This is a genomic window from Nocardia sp. NBC_00511 (assembly GCF_045161165.1).
Lineage (GTDB): Bacteria > Actinomycetota > Actinomycetes > Mycobacteriales > Mycobacteriaceae > Nocardia.
This window is the reverse complement of sequence record NZ_CP107849.1, coordinates 7334230-7355534: the sequence shown is the minus strand read 5'-3', so window position 1 is coordinate 7355534 and position 21305 is coordinate 7334230. Positions and strand designations below refer to the sequence as shown.

Here is a 21305-nt window from a genome sequence, read left to right as displayed (position 1 = left end):
GTCGTCGCCCCGGGCGGTCACTACGCTACGACGGGTTCCTTCTCGGCGAAGCCGCCGTCGAGCACGCGGGCGGCGAACTCGAGGATGGTCGGTCGGTCGTCGTCGGCACGCCAGGCGACCGCGAGCTCGCAGGGTGCGAGACCGGCGACCGGGCGGGCGGTGAGTCCGGGCCACCGGTACATGGGGACATTGTTCTCGGCCAGCAGGCACACGCCCAGTCCGAGGCTGACGGCCTCGAGCCGTTCCTCGGCGGTGGCGGCCTCGGCGCCGATCTTGGCCTGGCGACCGCCGCGGGCGTCGGCGCCGAGCCAGAAGTCGCGGGCCGCACCGGCTTCGGCGGGCATCGCGATGAACGGTTCGTCGAGCAGGTCGGCGAATTCGATCTGCTCCTGGTTGGCCAGGGCGTGGTTCTCCGGCAGCAGTACCCAGCGGGGCTCGGTACGCAGCACCTGCCAGCGGTAGCGGCTGGTGTCGGGCACCGGCAGCCACATCAGGGCCAGGTCGGCCTGGCGGCCGGCCAGGCCGCTGGACGGGTCGGTCCAGGACGCGGAGTGCAGGGCGAGCCGGTGGCCGCTGGCGCTCTCCAGGTCGGTGATCAGGCCGCGCCCGATGGAGGACTGGATGCCGACGCGCAGCACCTCACCGGCCTCCTGCAGGGCGACATTGGTGACTTCCCACAGTTCCAGAATTTTCCGTGCGCCTTCGAGCAGTTCTTTTCCGGCGACGGTCAGGGCCACACTGCGCTGATTGCGGTCGAACAGCACGACGTCGAGCTGACGCTCCAGCTGACGAATCTGTCGTGACAGGGTGGGCTGTGCGATGTGCAGCCGTTGAGCGGCGTTGGTGAAATGTAGTTCCTCAGCGACGGCGACGAAATACCGCAGGTCGCGCAAATGCGGGTCCATAGCCCCTTGCTATCAGAATCGGTCTTGATTTTCCAGCCGTATCTGACCCGAAAGTTTGCATACGAGTCAAAAAACAGCCGTCAGGTTTGTTAACCACAGCATAGGCGGCCACGGAAGCAATCCGTCAACCGGACCCGCGAATTCCAGGCCACTCACCGGGACCCCCACATCCCCACCCTGACGGACACTTGACCAGCAGCGATGCCCGTGACCGCTCGACACATCATTTTCCGCCCCGCTCCGAGCCGACTTCCAGCAACCCGGCCCGAATCCGGGCCGATCGCTACGAAAATTAGCGGAGTGAGGTTCATCACATTCGAACCGAAAAGCCGCCCCCGATACACGGAAGCGGCGAGTGGTCGCGACGAAAGCGCTTACGCGCCGCCGTACACCTTGGGATCCAGCGTGCCGATGTACGGCAGATCCCGGTAGCGCTCGGCGTAGTCGAGGCCGTAGCCGACCACGAACTCGTTGGGGATGTCGAAACCGACCGCCATCACGTCGACCTGGGTGCGCAGCGCATCGGGCTTGCGCAGCAGCGTCACCACCTCGAGCGAGGCCGGATTGCGACTCGACAGGTTGCGCAGCAGCCACGACAGCGTCAGACCGGAGTCGATGATGTCCTCGACGATCAGCACATTGCGGCCGGCGATGTCCTTGTCCAGGTCCTTCATGATCCGCACCACGCCCGACGACGAGGTCGAGGACCCGTAGGACGAGACGGCCATGAACTCCATCTGGGTGGGCACGGTGAGTCGCTTGGCCAGGTCGGTCATGAAGAAGATCGCGCCCTTGAGCACGCCGACGAGCAGCAGATCACCTTCGGGAGCACCGGCGGGATACCGCTTGGCGACCAGTTCGGCGAGCTCGTCGATCTTGTTCCCGATCTCGTCCTCGCTGATCAGCACCGACGCGATGTCATCCCCGTACACGTCCGCTGGTATCCCTTCGGTGAAGTTGACTTACTGCCCTGCGTCCGGCGGATCGCTCCGATCCGGACCCAGTATGAGCCTGCCATGTTCACGCGCGGCAACCAACCTGGTCCCGGTGGCCGGACCGCCCACCGCGACCCCGCCTTGCCCCCGCCACCGCGTGACCAGTTCCTCGACCGCCCGTAAATTGCTGTCCGTCAATGATTTTGCGCCGCGCTCCAGCAACCAGGCGCGAACGGCGCGACGACGCAGCGCGGGCAGCGCAGTGGCGAGGGTCTCGATCCGCAGCGTGTCGCCCTCCCGCGCGCCGTCCAGCAACTCCCCCGCGAGCGCGTCCAGCGCCGATCCGTCCTCCCGCAACTGTGCCGCCGTCCGCGCCAGCGCCGGTGCCACCCCACCCCCCAGCACGTCCTCCAGCAGCGGCAGCACCTCCGCCCGCAGCCGCACCCGCGTGAACTCGGGCGCACTGTTGTGCGGGTCCTCCCACGGCGTGATCCCCAGCTCCGCGCACACCTGCCGCGTCACGGCCCGCCGCACCCCGAGCAATGGCCGCCCCCATGGCTTTTCGAACTCCGTCATCCCCCGAATGGATCGCGGCCCGGACCCTCGGCCCAAGCCGAGCAGTACCGTCTCCGCCTGATCATCGAGCGTGTGCCCGAGCAGCACGGGACTCCCCTGACGAGCCAGCTCCAGCGCCCGATAGCGAGCGGCCCGAGCCGCCGCTTCCAGCCCACCCCGGTAGCGAACCCGCTCGGATCCCGCCCCGGTGGCGCTGTCCGGTCGCGAAACCGTCGCCTCGGGCACTCCCCGATGCGTCTCGAACCGCTCCATATCCGCCGCCAGCACCCGAACGGACCGGCAGCCGAGTCGCTGTGCCGCTGCCGCCGCGTCGGCCGCCACCACGTCCGACCCCGGCTGCAACCCGTGGTCCACGATCAGCGCGTCCACTACCTCGGCCTCGGCGCACGCGGCGGCCGTCAACGCCAGCGAATCGGCCCCGCCCGACAATCCGACCGCCACCACGCCGTCCGGCGCGTACTCCCGCAGCCACGACCGCACCGCATGCCGCAGGGCCAGCACGGCACGCGTCTCGGGAAGCCTGGGCCGGTCGTTCACCCCACGATGGTCGCACCACCGCGGATCGATAGCGGCCGTGCCCCGCCGCGATCGCGGCACGGTGCCGATCCGGCTCGAATCCCGGGCGCCATCCGTGCCGGGCCGACCGCTGGATCGCACCTCGAAACCGGCTGACAGACAAGTGGAATCACAGGTCCGGCGCCGGGCGAGCCGGGCAGGCGGTCAGCCCAGGACGCGGGATACCCAGCGCTGCGGGTCGGCGATTTCGTCTGTGCGGGGCAGGGTTTCGGGTTCGGTCCAGATGGTGTTGAAGCGGTCCATGCCGACGGTGGCGACCACCTCGTCGACGAATTTCTTGCCGCGCACGTACTGCGCGACCTTGGCGTCCATACCCATCAGGGCGCGCAGTAGTCGCTGCACGGGATTGGCGGGCCGTTTGCGGCGCTGATCGAAGGCGGCCCGGATACCCGCGACGGTCGGCACGACGGCCGGACCGACCGCGTCCATGACATGGTCGGCGTGGCCTTCCAGCAGGGTGCCGAGCATGAGCAGCCGGTCGAGGGCGTCGCGCTGGGGTGCGGCCTGGGTGGCGCGCAGCAGGCCGATGACACCGCCCGCCGGATCGTCGATGCCACGACGGCGTTCCTTCACGGCCTCGGCCAGGCGGCCGAGCATATCGGCCATGGGCTCGTCCCCGGCCTCGCCGAGCACCTCGACATTGCCGCGCATGTAGTCGGCGATCCAAGGGGCCGAAGAGAATTGGACCCGGTGGGTGACCTCGTGCAGGCACACCCAGAGCCGGAAGTCGCTGGGCTGCACGCCGAGTGCGCGTTCCACGGCCATGATGTTGGGCGCGACCAGCAGCAACGTGCCGTCCGGTCCGGTGAACGGATCGTATTGGCCCAGAATGGCGGTCGAGAGGAAGGCCAGCATGGCTCCGGCCTGCAATCCGGCCGGTTTCCCGGCGAACTTGCCCTTCTCACCGGGTTCGAGGCCGCTGCCGGTGAGGTGTGCCATGGATTCGGCGGCCGCGCGAATCCAGCCCGGCCGATCCACCACCAGCGCGTCCGGCACCGCCGACCCGTCCTGCAGGCGGCTCACCTCTCGCACCGGGCCTTCGGCGCGCACCGAGGCGGCGGCCAGTTCGGTGACGGCCTGCTCGGCGGAGTATCGGGAGGTGCGGGGCCCGGCCGGGACCAGCGCGGAACCCACGCTGGCCGCGATGTTCCAGTCCACCACGCCGGTCAGGGCAGGCCGGGCGCGGCGAGCCGGTGCGTCGGCGGCCGGTTCCAGTTCGCTGGGGGCCGAGGGGTTTTCGGGTCCGGTCATGTCATCCACCCGTCAGGAGCAGCCACAGTTGCGCAGTGCGGCCGCGACGTCGTCCAGCGCGGGCCGGCTCACCTCCGGTGGCCGATCGTTCGACATCAGCGCGAACGTCAGCACCCGGCCGTCGCGATCCAGCACATATCCGACCAACGCGCTGGATACCGACAGAGTTCCGGTCTTGGCCCGCACCCAGCCCGCGCCGTCGCGATCGCGGTCGACGTAGCGGGTCGCCAGCGAGCCGGTGCCGCCCGCCACCGGCAGGTAGTCCAGTAGCGGCGCGAGCGGTGATCCGGTGGTCGAGGCGGCGGTGTCGATCCCCGAATTGCCCTGGGCGGCACCGCTGTTGCCCTGGTCCGCACCATTGCCCGGGACGGCGGCCACGGTCAGCACCCGGTTGAGCAGGCGCGGCGGAATATGGTCGTCGGTCGAAAGTCCGCTGCTGTCGACCATTTTCAGGCCGGTCAGATCGAATCCGGCGGCCTGCAGCACGGTGGCGGTGGCAGTGGCCGCTCCGGCGAAGGAGGCGTCCTGTCCGCCCGCGGCCGCGATCTCCCGGCCGATGGCCTCGGCCAGCACATTGTCGGAGTGCACCATGGCCTGCAGCATGCGTTCCCGCAGCGGCGCGGACTGCACGGCGGCGAGCTGCTGCGCTCCGGCGGTGGCATTGCCCAGCTTCACCTTGGCGGGGTCCACGCCGAGTCCGGTGGCGAATTTGCGACCCGCGTCGAGCGCGGGAGTCGGTGTCCGCGGCGAGTATTCGACCAGCGGATCCAGTCGCCCGCCGTCGATCATCACCGGGTCGAGGGGTGCGATGGAGCCGCCCGCGATATCGGCGTTGTCCCAGCCCGGCGCGAAGTTGGTGCCGCTGTAGGCGGACGTGTCGACCAGGATCGAATCCACCCGCTGCCCGGTCTTTTTCACCTGGGCGACCAGGTCCGCGAGCTTCGGCGCGTCCGGGTAGTAGCCCTTGCCGTCGGCCTCCGCGGTGATGGTCGGATCACCGCCGCCGACGAGCACGATCTCGCCCGGGTTCGCGCCCGCCACCACCTTGGTGGTGACCCGATGGTCGGCGGGCAGCGCCAGCAGTCCGGCGGCGGTGGTGAGGATCTTGGCGGTGGAGGACGGGATCATGCCCTTGTCCGCGTCCGAGGTCCACAGCACCTTGCCGGTGTCCCCGTCGGACACGGAGGCCGCGAACGCACCCAGATCAGGGTTGGCCACGGCGGCCGCCAACGCGGCGCTGAGGCCCGAATTGGTGGCCGCGGGCGCGGTCGCCGGAGCGGGCGCGACCTGCGGAATCGGCTTCGCGGGCACGGGCGGGGCGGCAATGGTCAAGCCCCCGTGCCGGAATTCCTCCGTCCACGGTTTCAGGACGGCGACCGTGACTCCGGCCGCGACCAGCACGAGGACCAGCACCGATGACACCACGATCCAGGTTCTGCGCCGCCGCTTGGCCTCGAGACCACCGATGTTCTGCTTGTTCCGACCAAACACCTGCCGCTGTCTCCTGATTACCTGTGGTGGGGCTGATGGCACTACTCCTGCGGGGCCGGGATGTCCCTGCCGAACCCACACACCCGGGTTCCACACTATCCTCGTTGCGCAGTCGTTCCCCCGAACGAGCTGGCGAGTCGGCAGCAGCCATACCGCTTACCGAAGAAGGAGATGACGTGGAGTTCGACGTCACCATCGAGATCCCCCGGGGTCAGCGCAACAAGTACGAGGTCGACCACGAGACCGGTCGCGTCCGGTTGGACCGCTACCTCTACACCCCGATGATGTACCCGGCCGACTACGGCTACATCGAGAACACCCTGGGCGGCGACGGCGATCCGCTGGATTGCATGGTGCTGCTGCCCGAGCCGGTGTACCCGGGTGTGCTGGTCGAGGCCCGACCGGTCGGCGTCCTCATCATGAGCGACGAGGCCGGCACCGACGAGAAGCTGGTCGCGGTCCCGAACAAGGACAAGCGCTGGGATCACATCCAGGACGTCGAGGACATCCCGGAGTTCCAGCGCAAGGAGATCGCGCACTTCTTCGAGCGCTACAAGGACCTGGAGCCCGGCAAGTGGGTCAAGGTCGAGGGCTGGGACAACCGCGCCAAGGCCGAGAAGCTGGTCGACGAGGCGTACGCCCGTCTGAAGGAGCAGGGCGAGCACTGAGCCCCGCTCAGCGGTGGACGCCGGGCCCGGAGTGAGTTCACTCCACCGGGTTCGGCCCCACCGTGGTGCGCAGCGGCACTTCCTTCCAGAACAGGACCAGGATCAATGCCAGCAGGGCCACCGCGGAGGTGGTCAGGAAGACCGTGGACAGCGATTCCGCGAATCCGACCTGGAACGGGTGCGCGAGAACGGGATTCAGCTTCTGGATCACCGAACTGTCGTTGAGCACGCCCTGCGCGGCGGCGGTGTCGTGGCGCAGGAAGCTCTGGGAGAGCGCCATATCGGCCGGGTTGCCGTCGTGCGCGCCCTTGACCACCGCGGCCTGGAACGTGGGATCGCTTCCGGCGCGGAGCAATTGGGAGCGGATGTTCGGGGCCAGCCGGTCGAACAGGACCGACAGGAACACCGCCGCACCCAGCGTGCCGCCGATCTGCCGGAAGAAGGTCGCCGCGGCGGTCGAGACGCCCATGTCCTTGAGCGGCAAGGCATTCTGCAGCGCGATGATCAGCGGCTGCATGAGATTGCCGAGTCCGAAACCCACGCACAGCATGAACAGCGCCACCAGCCAGAACGCGGTGTCGGCCTTCAGGTAGTGCAGCAGGAACAGCCCGAGGGTGATCATGGCCGCGCCCAGCACCGTGTACACGCGGTAGTGTCCGGTGCGCGAGATCAGCTGCCCGGAGATGACCGAGCCGATCATCATGCCCAGCACCATGGGGATCATCTGCAAGCCGCCGAGCATCGGACTCGCACCCCGTACGGCCTGTAAATACTGTGGCAGCAGCAGGATTCCGCCGAACATGCCCGCGCCGACCACGAACGAGATGAGCACGCCGAGCGCGAAGGTGCGGTTGCGGAAGATGCGCAGCGGAATCAGCGCCGCGTCGCCCAGCCGGGATTCCACCAGCACGAAACCGAGGATGCCGAGCACCCCGATCAGGTAGCAGGCCACCGATCGCGCACTGCCCCAACCCCATTCGCGGCCCTGCTGGGCGACGATCAGCAGCGGCGTGATGGCGACGACCATCACCGCCGCACCCCAGTAGTCCACGCGGTCACGGGATTTCTCGCGCGCGGGCAGTCGCAGCGACCGGGTCACCACGACCAGCGTGAACAGTCCGATCGGCACGTTCACCAGGAACACCCAGCGCCAGCCGGCGATCCCGAGAATGCTGTGCTGCCCCGCGAACAGCCCACCCAGCACCGGCCCGATCACGCTGGAGGTGCCGAACACGGCCAGGAAATAGCCTTGGTACCTGGCTCTTTCGCGCGGGCTCACGATATCGCCGACGATGGTCAGCGCCAGCGACATCAGCCCGCCCGCGCCGAGACCCTGCAGTGCGCGGAACACCGCCAGCTCGTACATCGACTGCGACAGGGTGCACAGCAGCGACCCGGTCAGGAAGATCGAGATGGACGCCAGGTAGAAGGGCTTGCGCCCGTACATGTCCGAGAGCTTCCCGTACAGCGGTGTCGCCAGGGTCGCGGTGATCAGGTACGCGGTGGTGGCCCACGCCTGCAGCGAATACCCGTTCAGGTCATCGGCGATGGTGCGGATCGCGGTGGACACGATGGTCTGATCGAGTGCCGCGAGCAGAATTCCCAGCAGCAGTCCGCTGAGTATCACCAGGATTTCCCGGTGGGTGAAGCCGCCCTCATCGGTCGATGGGGTCACCTCGGATGTAGCCATGGCCAACCTCCAGCCCTCGACAACGATAGGCCGAGAACCGGAGGTCCGCACCACTTTCGGGGCCGGGGACTACTTCCCGCGGAACTGCGGCTCGCGCTTCTCGAAGACCGCCTGGATGGCCTCGGTGAGGTCCTCGGACGGCAAGAACGCCGAGTTCCACGCGGACACGTAGCGCAGGCCGTCGGCGATCTGCCCGCGCTTGGGCTGGTCGAGCACGTCCTTGATGCCCTGCACCACCAGCGGCGGGTTGACGGCGATCTCGCGGGCCAGCGCGTGCGCGGCGTCCAGCACGGCCTGCTGGTCGGCGTACACGTCGTTGATCAGCCCGATCTTCTCGGCGCGCGCGGCGTCGATGTCCTTGCCGGTGTAGGCGAGTTCGCGCAGATGCCCCTCACCGATGATGCCGGGCAGCCGGTGCAGCGACCCGATGTCGGCGACGATGGCCACCTTCGCCTCGCGCAGACTGAATTTGGCGTCCGCACTGGCCAATCGGATGTCGGCGGCCGCGATCAGGTCCAGTCCACCGCCGATGCACCAGCCGGAGATGGCGGCGATGACCGGCTTCACGCAGTCGGCGACCGCGGTCACCGAGTCCTGCATCCCGCGCACGTTCTTGAGGAACTCGGTGCGCGGCCCGGCGAGGGCCTTGTCGGCCAGCAGCGGCCCGAACAGCGGGCTCATGGCGGGCAGGTCGAGCCCGTAGGAGAAATGCGTCCCCGACCCGGTCAGCACGATGGCCCGAATCTCCGGGTCGGCGTCGAGCTCGCCGAAGATGATCGGCAGCTCACGCCAGAAGTCAGGCCCCATGGCATTGCCCTTACCGGGACCGGTGAGCGTCACCTGGGCGATGTGGTCCTTGCTTTCGACCTCGAAAGCCTTCCATTCGGTCATCAGTCCAGCGTATCGGGGGTGCGACCGTCCCCGCAGACGGGTGTAAATCCTGTGCTAAATCTGGTCGCTACCAGTGGATTACGCGAGCTTGCGGACGCACGATCAGAGCGTCCGCACAGCCCGTTTTCCTTCTGTGTGAGGTCACGATGTTGATGCATCACGGAATCGGCCTCGACCGCTTCAACTCCCTTCCGCGCCGCCGCGCCATCCACGCCCTGTACGAATGCTGCTGCAATGTCACCTGGGCGCAGAAGATCGCGGACGGCCGGCCCTATCCGGGTCATGCCGCGCTGCAGACCGCCGCCGAGGCGGAACTGCACGCGCTGTCGGGCATCGACCTGGAACGGGTCTTCGATTCCTGTGTGCACGAGCAGGTTTCGGAGCAGAACCTGACGGAGTTGAAACGCATCACCCGCGCGCGCATCCGTGCGCTGCTGGGTCCGGAGGAGGGCTATCCCGACTACTGATCGCCCCGCACATCCACCGCAATCGCTCTACCCTGGTGCCATGCGCAGGTCCCTGCCACCGGTCGCGTCCAAGGTTTCCGACACGTTGATCGCCCGCGGCCATCACGGGGTGATCATCACTCAGCCCAATCCCACCCGTACCGCGCAGGAAGCGGCCGAGGCCCTCGGCGTCACCGTCGGCGCCATCACCGAGTCCCTGGTCTTCCTGCTCGACGACGATCCGGTGCTGCTGCTGGTCTCCGGCGTGCACCAGGTGAATCTGGATCGCACCGGTCAGCGACTCGAGGGCACCCTCGCGCCCGCGCCCGCCGCCATGGTCCGGGAGGTGACCGGACAGCCGATCGGCGGCGTGGCCCCGCTCGGGCATCCGACGAATCTGCCGACCTTCATCGACAACGCGCTGGCCGGGCACACCGAGCTGTGGGCGGCGGGCGGACATCCGAACACGGTGTTCCGCACGACTTTCGGAGAACTGGTGCGGATCACCGCGGGGCTGGCCATCGACGTGGACTGAGGAGGTCCGCCGGAACTTCGCGCAGGCTTGCCTGAGCGATTTCGCACAGCCCGGAATAACCGGGCGCCCGACCACGTAGGTTCCAGGTGTGAGCGATTCTCCGACGCCCGGCGCCGAGCTACATGTGCCCGACGACCTGAGTGGCATCACCGCCGCGCAATTCCGCGCGGCCATGCGGCATTACCCGGCGGGCGTCACCATCGTCACCCTGCACTCGGAGAACGGCCCGGTCGGTTTCACCGCCACCTCGTTCGCGTCGCTGTCGGCGCAGCCCCCGCTCATCTCGTTCAATATCGCCGAGACCTCCTCGAGTATCGAGGCCCTGCTGCGGGCGAAGTCGGTGGTCGTGCACTTCCTCGGTGAGCACCAGCGTCATCTGGCCCAGCGCTTCAGTCGCGCCGCCGAGGACCGCTTCACCGACCGCTCGCTGTGGGCCACCCTGCCCACCGGCGAACCCGTACTGCACGGCACCCCCATCTGGGTCCGCGCGACCGTGCACCAGCTGCTCCCGATCGGCGATCACACCCTTGCCATCGGCCTGGTCACCCAGGTCGCCGACAACACCGAGCAGTCCCCCGCGGTCGGCCCGCTGGTGTACTACAACGGCGCGTACCACCGCGCCGAGATCGCCGACTGACTCCCGCTCTCAGGCGGCCGCCGAAGCCACCGTCCCCAGCCCCAGCGCCGCCAGGATCGCCGCGCTGATCTGATCCAGCCGATCGCGCACCCGCGGCCGCCGCAGCAGCTCGACCGCCCGTGCGGCCACCACCGCCAGCAGCACCATTTCGATTGCGGCGACACTGGATTCGATGGCCCCGAGGGTCAGCGTGTTCGCGAAGGTCACCTGGGTCAGGAACTGCGGCAGCACCGCGAGATAGAACAGCCCGACCTTCGGATTGAAGACGCACGATAGCAATCCGGCAGCAAGCGCCGAGCGCAGCGACGAATCCCGTTCCGCCCCACCACCCGGAAGCTCATGCGCCGCTCCGGCTTCCGAGCTCATGCTCCGCCGGGCTCGCCGATGTTCGAGCAGAGTCCGAACCCCTAGGTACAGCAGGTAGATCCCGCCGATCACCTTCAAGGTGCGGTAGGCCGTAGCCGACTGCTCCAGCAGTGCGGCGACTCCCGCGGCGACCACGGTCGCCCACACCAGCCCACCCAGCGCCGACCCGACTGCCGCCGCGATCCCCTGCCTGGACCCCACCATCGAGAACCGAAGCACCAGAAACGTATCTGGCCCCGGCGTCAGCGCCAGCAGCACGCACAGCCCGGCAAAACTCAGCAGCAACGGGAAACTCATCACTCCATAGCAGCTCACAGCCCCACCCGAGCGCAAGGCCGAACGCAGGTCCGCACCCCCTGACGCCGCCCCCGACGGACAGCGTCAACGAATCGGTCCCACCCACGGCAGAAGGTCGTCCACCCCACCTGGCAGGCAGCGTGGACGACCTTCCTGGACAGCAGTTTTCAGTTCCGCGCACTGAATCCCGCTCCCAGTTCACGGAAAATCGGATATCCCTACCAGGCAAGAGATTTCGTGAGGTGCGCTCGCCGCTGACTAGCCGCGCGGGGCGGCGGCGTACTCCTCGCCCAGCTCACGGAACAGGTCCGTGTTCTTGGTGAAAGCCAGGCGGGCCTCGTCGAGGACGCGCTCGATCTCGTCGCCCGTGACGGGCAGCTGGTCGAGGGCCTCGCGGTAGTCGCGCTTGAAGGCGGCCGGGTTGCCGATCTCGTCGAAGACGTAGAAGCGGACGCCGTCACCCTTCTTGGGCAGGTCCCACAGCTTCTCGGCGGTGCCGCGGATGACCTGGCCGCCGGAGAGGTCGCCCAGGTAGCGGGTGTAGTGGTGCACGACGTAGCCCGCGGGCCAGCCGGTCGCGCACTCTTCGATGCGGGCGGCGTAGGCGGCGGTGGCCGGCAGCGCGGTCAGCTCGGCACGCCAGTTCTCGCCGCCCAGGTACGCGAGGTCGGCCTCGAGCGCGGCCAGCCGGTTCAGCTCGGGCTTCACGAAGGGCCCGGCGACCGGGTCGGAAGCCAGTGCGGCGGAATGCTTCTCGAGCGCGGCGTAGACGAACCACAGCTGCGAGGTGTAGCGGTAGAAGGCCTCGACACCGAGCCGCCCGTGCAGCATGTCGCTCATGAACGTGGAGTGTTCGGCCTCGTTGTGCTGCTGTTCGGTCGCGGTGCGAATCAGCGTCGAGAACGGAGTGCCGGTTTCGGTATCCAACATGGTCGAGCTCCTCGCAATCACCTGACGGGGCGCCCTACTATGGCTACCCTAACTTTCTCCTAGATCGTACGCGCCAGCAACGTTCTCGCGATTCGAACTTTGCGGCCCACCCACTCCAACTTTCGGATGATTTTCCGCGTCCTGACGTGCCGTTCGTCACACTCGACCGTCCGGCTCGAGCAGGTCCCCGGCGGCCGCTCGCAGGGCGACGGTGGCCCGCGCGAAGTAGTCGAACAGCACCTCGAGCTGCTCGGGCCGGTATTCGGCGAACGCCTCGGCCATCCGCGCCCGATGCGGCCCCAGCGCGGCCGCGATCCGGCCGTCCACATCGGGCACCGACTCCACCAGCACCTTGCGCCGATCGGCGGGATCCGGCACCCGCCGCACGAATCCGGCCTGTTCGAGCCGATCGATGAGCCGGGTGGCCGCACCCGTCGACAGGCCGGTCCGCGCGGCGAGCTCCCCGGCGGTCAACGTTCCGGCCAGCGCGATCAGGTTCAGCCCGAAGAAGTCGGTCGACCCGAGGCCGAGCGCACTCGCGATGGACTGGGCGGCGACGGCCTGCGCGGACAGGTATTCGCGATAGGCCACGCTCCCCTGCTCGAGCAGCGCTCGCGGGTCCGGGCCCGATTCCGGCCCGGCGGTTGACGAGTCCCGCCGGGCGGCCCTAGATTTATCTGCGTTCATGCAACTACTGCTTTCGCTCAGATACTTATCCGGTGCAGAAAGAATAACGCCATGACCCAGAACGCCGCGAGCACCTCACTGGTGCCGATCCTGATCGCCGCCGCCGAGAATCTGGAGCCCGCCGAAACACGCTTGCTCTCAGACGATTTCGCACAGCATATGCTGCCCGTGCCATTGCGCGCGGTGGTCCGGCGACCACTCGGGCGGCGACTGCTGCGCGCGGCCATGGACCGCGAGGGCCCGGGGATCTGGAACAGCTTGGCCTGTCGCAAAAGGTATTTCGACGACCGCACGGGCGCGGCGATCGCCGCCGGGATCGAATCGGTGGTGGTGCTCGGCGCGGGCCTGGACACTCGGGCGATGCGCCTGGCCGCGCCTGCCGGAATCCCGTCGTTCGAGGTCGATCAACCCGTCATCACCGAACGCAAGCGGCAGCGAATCAACTTGCCCGACAAGGTGATTCAGGTACCTATCGACTTCGAGACAGATGACCTGCGTACCGCGTTGCGCACCCACGGCTACGACGCCGGATCGAAAACCCTTTTCCTGTGGGAGGGCGTCACCCAGTACCTGACCGAACGGGCTGTGCGCGACACCCTCACCGCGCTCGCCGAGGCGCGCGCGGGCAGCATCCTGGTCTTCAGTCATGTGCGCCAGGACTTCATCGACGGCACGGATCTCGGCGATTGCGCCCCCACCCATCGCCGTTTCGTCGGCCGGAACCCGCTGTGGCAGTTCGGCTTACAACCCGAAGATGTCGCCGGACTGCTGATCGAATACGGCTGGATCGAACTCGAACAGGTCGGCGGCCCCGAGTACGCCGCCCGTTTCCTCACCCCGATCGGCCGCGCCGCCACCGTCCCCGACCTGGAACGATGCGTCACCGCCGCCAAGCGGTGACGACACCCCGGGCCGCCGGGGTGGGTTGACAAGCCCGCGCGATGTCTGCCAGTCTCGCTTCAGGTCATGAGTACCAGCGTCAAGCCCCGGCTAGCTGGTCGGCAACCCTCCACCGCGGCGGGGTGCTCCGGGTGACGACCGGGCCGTAGCCCGACCGGGCACGGCAAGCGCGGACTCTCGATCATTCTCTTTTCTGATCGCGTGTCCCCATCCGACGGGATTTCGTGATGACTGCTTTCGCCGACCAGACCTGTGCCCCCCTCGCCGAAGTTTCCGGCTGTGACCTCCAGGTTCCCCTGGTTCAGGGCGGGACCCGCAGCTACGCCAACTTCGACTACGCCGCCAGTGCCCCAGCGCTGCGCCAGGTCACCGACCGGGTCGCCGGGCTGCTGCCGTACTACGCCAGCGTGCATCGCGGCGCGGGCTACGCCTCCCGCGTCTCCACCGACTGCTACGAATCCGCCCGCGGTTCGGTCGCGAAGTTCCTGAATACCGCCGATGACCAGGTCGTCGTCTTCACCCGCAACACCACCGACGCGCTGAACCTGCTCGCGGCCTGCGTGCCCGGCGACACTGTGGTCCTCGATGTCGAACACCACGCCAACTTCCTGCCCTGGACCCGCAACGGCCGCCGCGTGGTGCGCGCCGCGGACACCATCGAGGAGACCATCCAGCGGGTGGTCGCCGAACTGTGCGCCAAACCCGCTGCGCTGCTGGCGGTTACGGGCGCCTCCAATGTCACCGGGGAACTGCTGCCGCTGGAGCGGCTGGCCTGGATCGCGCACCAGTGCGGCACCCGCATCCTGGTAGACGCCGCCCAGCTGGCACCGCATCGCCGCATCGACCTGCGCGCCACCGGCATCGACTACCTGGCCTTCTCCGGGCACAAGGCGTACGCGCCGTTCGGTGCGGGCGTGCTGGTCGGCCGCCGCGACTGGCTCGACGCGGCCGACCCGTACCTGGCCGGTGGCGGCGCGGTGCGCTCGGTGTCGGCCGACCATGTCGAGTGGGCGCCCGCTCCGCAGCGGCACGAGGCCGGTTCGCCGAACGTGCTGGGCGTCGCCGCGTTGGCCGCGGCCTGCGACGCGCTGGCCGACCTGGATCCGACCACCGTGCTCGAGCACGAGCAGTACCTCACCCACCGCCTGCGCTACGGCCTGAAAACCGTTCCGGGCGTTAACTTCCTGCGCATCTGGCGCGACAGCACCGACGCGGTCGGCATCGTCGCCTTCACCATCGACGGCTTCGAACCCGGCCGGGTGGCCGCCTACCTGTCGGCCGAACACGGCATCGGTGTCCGCGACGGTCGCTTCTGCGCCCACCCGCTGCTCGCCCACCTGGGCGTCGACGCCGCCCTGCGCGCCAGCATCGGCCTGGGCACCACCGCCGCCGACGTGGACCGCCTCATCGACGCCGTCTCCACCCTGGTCGAACACGGCCCGAACTGGGACTACGCCTGCACCGACGGCCTGTGGAACCCCACCCCGGAAACCCGCCCCTTCGGCACTTCCGCCGACGGCGCTGCCCCCTGCGGCTTCTGATCCACACCATCCACAAGGGCATTCAGGACACTGCCGAACCGTCCGCCGATAGCCGATCGACCGCAGTCGTCGGGTGCTTCCGAATCTCTGCGGTACCGGTCGGCTTTCGGCCTTCCGGAACCAGGTCGATGTTGAGCCGTGAGTGATCCGAGCCCCGGACGCCTTCGGGCTCAATGGAATCGGGCTACGGCACCAGGTAGCGGGACGCGAGTTCCTCCAGGACCGGGTCATCGTCGGCGACGGCGTTGACCAGGTCCAGGTCGTCCTGGACGGAAACCTGCCTGGTGTCTTCCTGCTCCGGATCCGGGGGCCCGTCCTCCGCGAGTTGACGGGTCAGCTTCGCGCGCAAGCGTTCCTTGAGTGTCTCGCTCATACGCAGAGCATGCCCCGATCAGACCGGCGCAAGCCAGCTCCCCCACGGAGTGTTCCTCACCACCGTGAACACCGTGAGAAACGCGATCGCCACCCACAGCGCGTATCTGGGCAGCACCTGCGGTAGTCGCGGCGGCATCGGACCGCCCCGCCAGCCGCGCACCAGCCACGTACCCCACCAGGCGGCGAAGCCCAACACCAAGGGCAGCAGCAGGATATTGCTGTGGATGGCATCGAGGAACCGGCCCTCGGTGAGATTGTGCAGCCCACGTAGCCCACCACACCCGGGGCACCAGTAGCCGGTGAGCTCGTAGAACGGGCACACCCCGTAGGACCCCTGGGAGTGCGGATCGCGGAAGTGCAACAGCGCCAAGCCACCTGCCACCGCACCGCCCGCGAGCAAGGGCATCCCGATGCCGAGCCAGCGCGACTTGGCGGGGGTCTCGGTTACGGCTGCCGGGGCGATGTCCACGAGAAACAACGGTAGCCGCGCCACCGCGAACCTGCCAGCGCCCCGCCGGGTTCGCACCCCTCGGTCGCCGAAACCCTCCATGACCTCGGAAATCGCACCGGCATCAGCGAATCGGGGTCAGCGAATCGGCGCGCGATCCGCGACCGGCGCGGTGAGCACGCCCGCGAGCATGTCCACGATCTCCCCCCACGCCGCGATGTCGTCGACTCGCACCCGCCCGGCCTCCACCGCCCGCTCGTGATCGGCGAGCAGCGCGAACAGCACGGTCGGCAGCGCGCGTAACCGGCGCACCCGCAACCGTTTCGGCAGTTCGGTGAGCTCGCGTTCGAGCTCCCGCATGATCACCCGGACGGAGGTGCGGCCCGCGCTGGCGAGGTTCGCGGCATCGGTCACCGCGGGGTGGGTGTGGATCTGTTCGAGAAACCGCGCGTAGTGGTTGATCCCGTGCCGGTCACTCAGCTCGAACATCGGGATGACCAGCGCCTCCACCAGTTCGTGCACCCCGCTCACGCCCGAACCCGCCTGTTCGGCAAGCAGTTCCAGCCGCCGCACCTCGAGGGTCGCGAGCCGCAGCTCGACCACCGCCTCGATGAGTCCGTCGCGAGATCCGAAGTGGTACTGGATCGCCGAGTTGTTGCGCTGCCCGGCGGCCGCCGCGATATCGCGCAGCGGCACCGCCTGCCCGCGTTCGGCGATGAGCTGTTCCGCCGCCAGGATCAGGCGTTCGCGCGCCCCGCCCGGTGTCTGTACCGACTCGCCCACACTGCCCTCCGTCCTGTTTCAAGTCTGCACGATAGCCGCTCACCAGCGAATAGAGAACTTCTCCTTGACGGTTAAGAATTATTGCTTAAAGCTGCTTGTGACTGTCGTCACCCAGAAGGACAAAATCGATGATCCTGGACACTTTCCGACTGGACGGCCGCGTCGCCGTCGTGACCGGCGCGGGCCGCGGCATCGGCGCCGCCACCGCCCTGGCGCTGGCCGAAGCGGGGGCCGACGTGGCCATCTCCGCCCGCACCAGCGCACAACTCGACGAGGTGGCGGGCAAGATCCACGCCCTGGGCCGCCGCGCGATCACCGTCCCCGCCGACCTGTCGGACCTGTCCGCGGTCACCGCGCTGGCCGAGACCGCCGCCGCCGAACTGGGCCGCATCGACATCGTGGTCAACAATGTCGGCGGCACCATGCCCAATACCTTCCTCACCACCACCACCGAATTCCTCGAAGAGGCATTCCGTTTCAACGTCTCCACCGCACACGCCCTCACCCAGGCCGCGGTGCCGCACATGCTGAAGAACGACGGCGGGTCGATCGTCAATATCTCCTCGATGATGGGCCGCTCCCCCGGCCGCGGCTTCCTGGCCTACGGCACCGCCAAGGCGGCGCTCGCGCACTGGACCCGGCTGGCCGCCGCCGACCTGTCCCCGCGCATCCGGGTCAATGCCATCGCGGTCGGCTCGGTGCTCACCTCCGCGCTGGAAGTCGTTGCGCAGCAACCGGAGATCAAGGCGCAGATGGAGGCCGCCACCCCGCTGCAGCGCCTGGGCGAGCCGTGGGAGATCGCGGCCGCCATCGTCTACCTGAGCTCGCGCGCCGGCGGCTACGTCACCGGCAAGGTGATCGAGGTGGACGGCGGGATCGCCGCACCCAACCTCGATCTGCCCATCCCCGATCTGTAAACCGCAGCGCCACAGGAGTTTTCCCATGACCTATCGCGTAGTCCAGTGGAGCACCGGCAATGTCGGCCGCCGCGCCCTGCGTTCCGTCATCGCCCGCCCCGAACTCGAACTGGTCGGCGTCTGGGTGTCCAGCGACGCCAAGGCCGGTAAGGACGCGGCCGAACTGGCCGGGCTCGACACCCCGACCGGCGTGCTCGCCACCCAGGACGTGGCGGCCCTGATCGCCCTGAAACCCGACTGCATCATCCACACCGCCATGGCCGACGACCGGCTCATGGAGGCCGTCGAAGACCTGAAGACCTTCCTGCGGGCGGGCATCAACGTGGTCTCCAGCAGCCCCGTCTTCCTGCAGTTCCCGTACGGCACCCTGCCCGAAGAGGCCATCACCCCGATCATCGAGGCGGCCGAGGAGGGCGGCGCGTCCCTGTGGGTCAACGGCATCGACCCCGGCTGGGCCAACGACTGGCTGCCGCTGCTGCTGAGCAGCGGTTCCGAGCGCATCGACGCCGTCGTCTGCTCGGAGATCATGGACTACTCCACCTACGACAATCCGAAGGTGCTCTTCGAGATCATGGGCTTCGGCAGTGACCTCGACGAACTGCCGCTGCTGCTGCAACCCGGCATCCTCACCCTGGCCTGGGGCAGCGTCATCCGCCAGCTGGCCGCCGCCCTGGATGTCGAACTCGACACCGTCACACAGCATTTCGAGCGGCTGCCCGCCACCGAGGAACTGAAGGTCGGCGGCCGCACCATCGCCCCAGGCACCGCCGCCGCCCTGCGTTTCCAACTGCACGGCGTCCGTGGCGACCGGGAGATCATCTCCCTCGAACACATCACCCGCCTGCACCCCGACCTGGCCCCCGACTGGCCGCAGCCCGCCGGAAAGGGTTGCTACCGAGTCGAAATCAAGGGCGAACCCGACTACATCTGCGACCTGCAGCTCTACAGCAACGGCGACCACGCCGAAGCGGGCATCGTCGGCACGGCGGCCCGCCTGGTCAGCGCCGTCCCCGCTGTGGTCGAGGCCCGCACCGGCCTGCTCACCGCCACCGACCTCCCCCTGACCACCGGCCGCGGCCTGGTCAGCTGACCCGGACCAGATACGGCGCCGTGGCGGTGTATCCGCTTCGTCGGATCCACCACCACGGTCAGCCACAATCGCCTCTACTCCTGTTCCACCACAACGGAATCCGCGAGGCGCGCGGCATCGACGAGCGCGACCGCGCGGCCTTCGTGCACGATCACGACCGGTCCCGTTTGAGTGCCCAGCCGCGCCAACGCCCCGGCCACTGACTCGGTGGTTCCGGCCGTAGGCAACGGCGCACCGAGATGCGCGCTGACCGGATCCGAATCATCCGCATCCACCAGGGCGGCGGCACTCACCGAGCCGAGAATCTCCGCCACCACCACCGGCCCGGAACCCTTGCGCTCCAATACGATCGGGAGCGCCACCGCGGTACCCACCAGTGCACGCGCCGTACCGACGGACGCACCCGAGGGCACCACGGCCGGCTGCTGCCCGAGATCGACCCCGTCGAGAGCCTCCGCGACCGTCCGGTCCGTGATCACCGTGGTCAGCGGAAAACCCAGTTCCCCCAACCATTCGTCGCTGTAGTACTTCGACAGGTACGCGCGCCCCGAATCCGGCGCGATCACCACCACCACATCGTCCGGCCCGAGCGTGCGCGCCGTCCGCAGCGCCGCCGCGATCGCGGTCCCCGACGAACCGCCCAGCAGCAGTCCCTCTTCCCGGGCCAGCCGGTGCAGCACCCGAATCGCCTCGACGTCCGGAATCCGCTCGATCCCATCCACCACCTCGGTGTGATACGACTTCGGCCACTCGTCCTCGACCGTTTCGGGATGGACGAAATGTCCGACCGCCTCGACGTACCAGATCCGGCCGTCCCCACCCCCGTACACGGAGGTCTCGGGATCGGCCCCGATCACCCGCACCGAGCCGCCGGAGGCTTCCTTGAGGAATTCTCCGGCCCCCGTGATGGTGCCGCCGGTCCCGACCCCCGCCACGAAATGTGTTATCCGCCCGCCGGTTTGCGCCCACACCTCGGGCCCGGTGGTCGCCCGGTGCGCGGCCGGATTGGCGGGATTGTCGTACTGCCCCGCGAACCAGGCCCCCGGAATCTCCTCGACCAGCCGCAATGCGACCGACCGCAGATGTTCGGGATGCCCCACCGGCCGCAGGCCCGGCGTCACCCACACCTCCGCGCCGTGCGCCCGCAGCACCGCCTTCTTCTCCGCGCTGACCCGGTCCGGCACCACCACGATGGTCCGATAACCCCTGGTGGCCGCGATGGCCGCCAGCCCGAGCCCGGTATTGCCGGAGGTGGCCTCCACCACGGTGCCACCCGGTCCCAGTTCCCCTGACTGCTCGGCGGCCAGCAGCATCCCGAGCGCGGCCCGATCCTTCACGCTGCCACCGGGATTGAGGTATTCGAGCTTGACGTAGACGGTGGCCCGGATATCGTCGGTCACCCGGTTCAACCGCACCAGCGGGGTGTGCCCGATGGCGTCGGCGACCGAGTCGTAGGTGCCCGCGGTATGCGCGGAGACGGCGGTCATGCTGCGGCCCTGCCTGTCTCGCCGAGCGTGCTGAACAGCTCCCGGCGTAGTCGAAGGTATTCGCGATCGCACGGGCGCGCGATCACGGCCTGCGGGATCGTGCGGGTGAACGTATCCAGGGTGCCGCACACCCGCGGTCGAGTGCCCTGCTCCTCCACCATGTCCGCGACCTCCGCCGTCTCGCCGCGCCCGGAACCTGCCTCTCGTACCGGCGCATCGAACGACAGAGTCGCAAAACGTGACCTCCGCGAACAGATTTCGAGTCACCCCGAACAGAAACCCCTGCGACACGCCGATATCCGGCCGGAACCCGAGCAATTCCGCGGCATACCAACCGGTGTGGCCGCCGAACTGGGAGATTCCGGACACAAATTGTGATTCGGATAACACCCATCCGGCCACAGCGATATTCCGGTTATGGCCGATCTACTTGCCGAAGCTCGTCAGATGCCTGATTCCGCAATCCAATTCGCCCGAGAAACCGACTGGTCCGGACCCCCACCCGAGTTCCACACCCTGCTCGCCGACGTCCGCACCCGCTACGAACACCAGCTCGCCGTGCTCCACCACGCCCTGGACAAACGCCTCGGCGAACCCCAACCGGACTGCCTGGACTGCTTCCGCGCCGCCACCGAGATGGCCGTCATGGCCGAGGTGGGCGCCCACACCCTCACCCCCGCCGACCGCCACCGACTACGCGAACTCTGGACGGCCCTGCTGCACGCATAAAAAAATGGAAAGTGGCTGTCGAAGCCACTTTCCACTGGAGCCGCCTGCGAGAATCGAACTCGCGACCTTTTCATTACGAGTGAAGCGCTCTACCGACTGAGCTAAGGCGGCGTGCCTTTCGGCGGTGCGAGTCTATCGTCTCCGGCCGGGATCA

Annotated in this window: 24 protein-coding genes, 1 tRNA gene and 1 riboswitch; of the genes, 9 read left to right on the top strand and 16 right to left on the bottom strand. The window is 68.2% G+C overall.

All coding sequences use genetic code 11. From position 1 onward, the window contains the following. Positions 1-20: 20 nt before the first annotated feature. The 5 genes from OG300_RS34175 to OG300_RS34155 form a co-directional block, all read right to left on the bottom strand. Positions 21-905 carry a LysR family transcriptional regulator gene (locus OG300_RS34175; RefSeq protein ID WP_405488195.1) on the bottom strand — a complete coding sequence of 295 codons (885 nt, stop codon included), beginning with the start codon at positions 903-905 and terminating at the stop codon, positions 21-23. Between the two features lie 374 nt (positions 906-1279). Continuing rightward, the gene (gene hpt / locus OG300_RS34170) at positions 1280-1837 is read right to left on the bottom strand and encodes a hypoxanthine phosphoribosyltransferase (protein ID WP_405488193.1); all 558 of its coding nucleotides are present in this window, start codon (positions 1835-1837) and stop codon (positions 1280-1282) included. Between the two features lie 30 nt (positions 1838-1867). Beyond that, positions 1868-2953, bottom strand: coding sequence for an ATP-binding protein (locus OG300_RS34165; RefSeq protein ID WP_405488191.1), 1086 nt, complete (start codon positions 2951-2953; stop codon positions 1868-1870). A 183-nt stretch (positions 2954-3136) separates the two neighbouring features. Next, positions 3137-4243 carry a zinc-dependent metalloprotease gene (locus tag OG300_RS34160; protein WP_405488189.1) on the bottom strand — a complete coding sequence of 369 codons (1107 nt, stop codon included), beginning with the start codon at positions 4241-4243 and terminating at the stop codon, positions 3137-3139. 12 nt (positions 4244-4255) lie between these two features. Then, on the bottom strand, positions 4256-5734 hold the full coding sequence (locus OG300_RS34155; protein ID WP_405488187.1) for a D-alanyl-D-alanine carboxypeptidase/D-alanyl-D-alanine-endopeptidase: 1479 nt from the start codon (positions 5732-5734) through the stop codon (positions 4256-4258). A 176-nt stretch (positions 5735-5910) separates the two neighbouring features. On the opposite strand from OG300_RS34155, the gene ppa reads away from it, so the two are divergent. Further along, positions 5911-6402 (top strand): inorganic diphosphatase, encoded by a 492-nt coding sequence (ppa, locus tag OG300_RS34150; protein ID WP_405488185.1) that lies wholly within the window; start codon positions 5911-5913, stop codon positions 6400-6402. Between the two features lie 37 nt (positions 6403-6439). On the opposite strand, the gene OG300_RS34145 is transcribed toward ppa, so the two are convergent. Together OG300_RS34145 and OG300_RS34140 are read right to left on the bottom strand one after the other, a co-directional pair. Then, positions 6440-8092 carry an MDR family MFS transporter gene (locus OG300_RS34145; protein ID WP_405488183.1) on the bottom strand — a complete coding sequence of 551 codons (1653 nt, stop codon included), beginning with the start codon at positions 8090-8092 and terminating at the stop codon, positions 6440-6442. A 69-nt stretch (positions 8093-8161) separates the two neighbouring features. Next, positions 8162-8983: a crotonase/enoyl-CoA hydratase family protein gene (locus tag OG300_RS34140; protein WP_405488181.1), complete on the bottom strand. Its 822-nt coding sequence runs from the start codon at positions 8981-8983 to the stop codon at positions 8162-8164. A 146-nt stretch (positions 8984-9129) separates the two neighbouring features. Between OG300_RS34140 and OG300_RS34135 the strand changes: the two genes are divergently transcribed. From OG300_RS34135 to OG300_RS34125, 3 genes are all read left to right on the top strand, one after another. Continuing rightward, positions 9130-9450 (top strand): 2-oxo-4-hydroxy-4-carboxy-5-ureidoimidazoline decarboxylase, encoded by a 321-nt coding sequence (locus OG300_RS34135; protein WP_405488179.1) that lies wholly within the window; start codon positions 9130-9132, stop codon positions 9448-9450. 40 nt (positions 9451-9490) lie between these two features. Further along, the gene (locus OG300_RS34130; RefSeq protein ID WP_405488177.1) at positions 9491-9964 is read left to right on the top strand and encodes a YbaK/EbsC family protein; all 474 of its coding nucleotides are present in this window, start codon (positions 9491-9493) and stop codon (positions 9962-9964) included. Between the two features lie 172 nt (positions 9965-10136). Then, positions 10137-10601 (top strand): flavin reductase family protein, encoded by a 465-nt coding sequence (locus tag OG300_RS34125; protein WP_405498790.1) that lies wholly within the window; start codon positions 10137-10139, stop codon positions 10599-10601. A gap of 9 nt (positions 10602-10610) precedes the next feature. On the opposite strand, the gene OG300_RS34120 is transcribed toward OG300_RS34125, so the two are convergent. The 3 genes from OG300_RS34120 to OG300_RS34110 all read right to left on the bottom strand — a co-directional run bounded on the left by OG300_RS34120 (position 10611) and on the right by OG300_RS34110 (position 12785). Beyond that, positions 10611-11264, bottom strand: coding sequence for a LysE family translocator (locus OG300_RS34120; RefSeq protein ID WP_405488175.1), 654 nt, complete (start codon positions 11262-11264; stop codon positions 10611-10613). Positions 11265-11522: 258 nt separating this feature from the next. Then, complete coding sequence (locus OG300_RS34115; protein WP_405488173.1) at positions 11523-12194, bottom strand: heme oxygenase (biliverdin-producing); 672 nt, start codon at positions 12192-12194, stop codon at positions 11523-11525. A gap of 156 nt (positions 12195-12350) precedes the next feature. Then, complete coding sequence (locus OG300_RS34110; protein WP_405488171.1) at positions 12351-12785, bottom strand: MarR family transcriptional regulator; 435 nt, start codon at positions 12783-12785, stop codon at positions 12351-12353. 147 nt (positions 12786-12932) lie between these two features. On the opposite strand from OG300_RS34110, the gene OG300_RS34105 reads away from it, so the two are divergent. Both OG300_RS34105 and OG300_RS34100 read left to right on the top strand, forming a co-directional pair. Continuing rightward, entirely contained in the window at positions 12933-13781 is an 849-nt protein-coding gene (locus OG300_RS34105; protein ID WP_405488169.1) for an SAM-dependent methyltransferase, read from the top strand. Between the two features lie 62 nt (positions 13782-13843). After that, positions 13844-13957, top strand: a riboswitch (SAM riboswitch). Positions 13958-14008: 51 nt separating this feature from the next. After that, entirely contained in the window at positions 14009-15322 is a 1314-nt protein-coding gene (locus OG300_RS34100; protein WP_405488167.1) for an aminotransferase class V-fold PLP-dependent enzyme, read from the top strand. 184 nt (positions 15323-15506) lie between these two features. Here OG300_RS34100 and OG300_RS34095 read toward each other — a convergent pair whose 3' ends face one another. The 3 genes from OG300_RS34095 to OG300_RS34085 all read right to left on the bottom strand — a co-directional run bounded on the left by OG300_RS34095 (position 15507) and on the right by OG300_RS34085 (position 16928). Next, complete coding sequence (locus OG300_RS34095) at positions 15507-15695, bottom strand: hypothetical protein (RefSeq protein ID WP_405488165.1); 189 nt, start codon at positions 15693-15695, stop codon at positions 15507-15509. An 18-nt stretch (positions 15696-15713) separates the two neighbouring features. Further along, positions 15714-16166, bottom strand: coding sequence for a DUF2752 domain-containing protein (locus OG300_RS34090; RefSeq protein ID WP_405488163.1), 453 nt, complete (start codon positions 16164-16166; stop codon positions 15714-15716). A gap of 117 nt (positions 16167-16283) precedes the next feature. Then, positions 16284-16928 (bottom strand): TetR family transcriptional regulator, encoded by a 645-nt coding sequence (locus OG300_RS34085; RefSeq protein ID WP_405488161.1) that lies wholly within the window; start codon positions 16926-16928, stop codon positions 16284-16286. Positions 16929-17056: 128 nt separating this feature from the next. On the opposite strand from OG300_RS34085, the gene OG300_RS34080 reads away from it, so the two are divergent. Then, positions 17057-17845, top strand: a complete 789-nt coding sequence (locus OG300_RS34080) for an SDR family oxidoreductase (RefSeq protein ID WP_405488159.1) — start codon at positions 17057-17059, stop codon at positions 17843-17845. 25 nt (positions 17846-17870) lie between these two features. Next, the gene (locus OG300_RS34075; RefSeq protein ID WP_405488157.1) at positions 17871-18935 is read left to right on the top strand and encodes a diacylglycerol kinase; all 1065 of its coding nucleotides are present in this window, start codon (positions 17871-17873) and stop codon (positions 18933-18935) included. A gap of 74 nt (positions 18936-19009) precedes the next feature. Here OG300_RS34075 and OG300_RS34070 read toward each other — a convergent pair whose 3' ends face one another. Together OG300_RS34070 and OG300_RS34065 are read right to left on the bottom strand one after the other, a co-directional pair. Beyond that, positions 19010-20422: a PLP-dependent cysteine synthase family protein gene (locus OG300_RS34070; RefSeq protein ID WP_405488155.1), complete on the bottom strand. Its 1413-nt coding sequence runs from the start codon at positions 20420-20422 to the stop codon at positions 19010-19012. Next, positions 20419-20583, bottom strand: a complete 165-nt coding sequence (locus OG300_RS34065) for a hypothetical protein (protein WP_405488153.1) — start codon at positions 20581-20583, stop codon at positions 20419-20421. Before OG300_RS34065 ends, OG300_RS34070 begins: the two co-directional genes overlap by 4 nt. Before the next feature lie 286 nt (positions 20584-20869). Here OG300_RS34065 and OG300_RS34060 point away from each other — a divergent pair, with 286 nt between their 5' ends. Further along, positions 20870-21151 carry a hypothetical protein gene (locus tag OG300_RS34060; protein WP_405488151.1) on the top strand — a complete coding sequence of 94 codons (282 nt, stop codon included), beginning with the start codon at positions 20870-20872 and terminating at the stop codon, positions 21149-21151. 35 nt (positions 21152-21186) lie between these two features. Here OG300_RS34060 and OG300_RS34055 read toward each other — a convergent pair. Continuing rightward, positions 21187-21262, bottom strand: a tRNA-Thr gene (locus OG300_RS34055). Positions 21263-21305 lie beyond the last annotated feature (43 nt).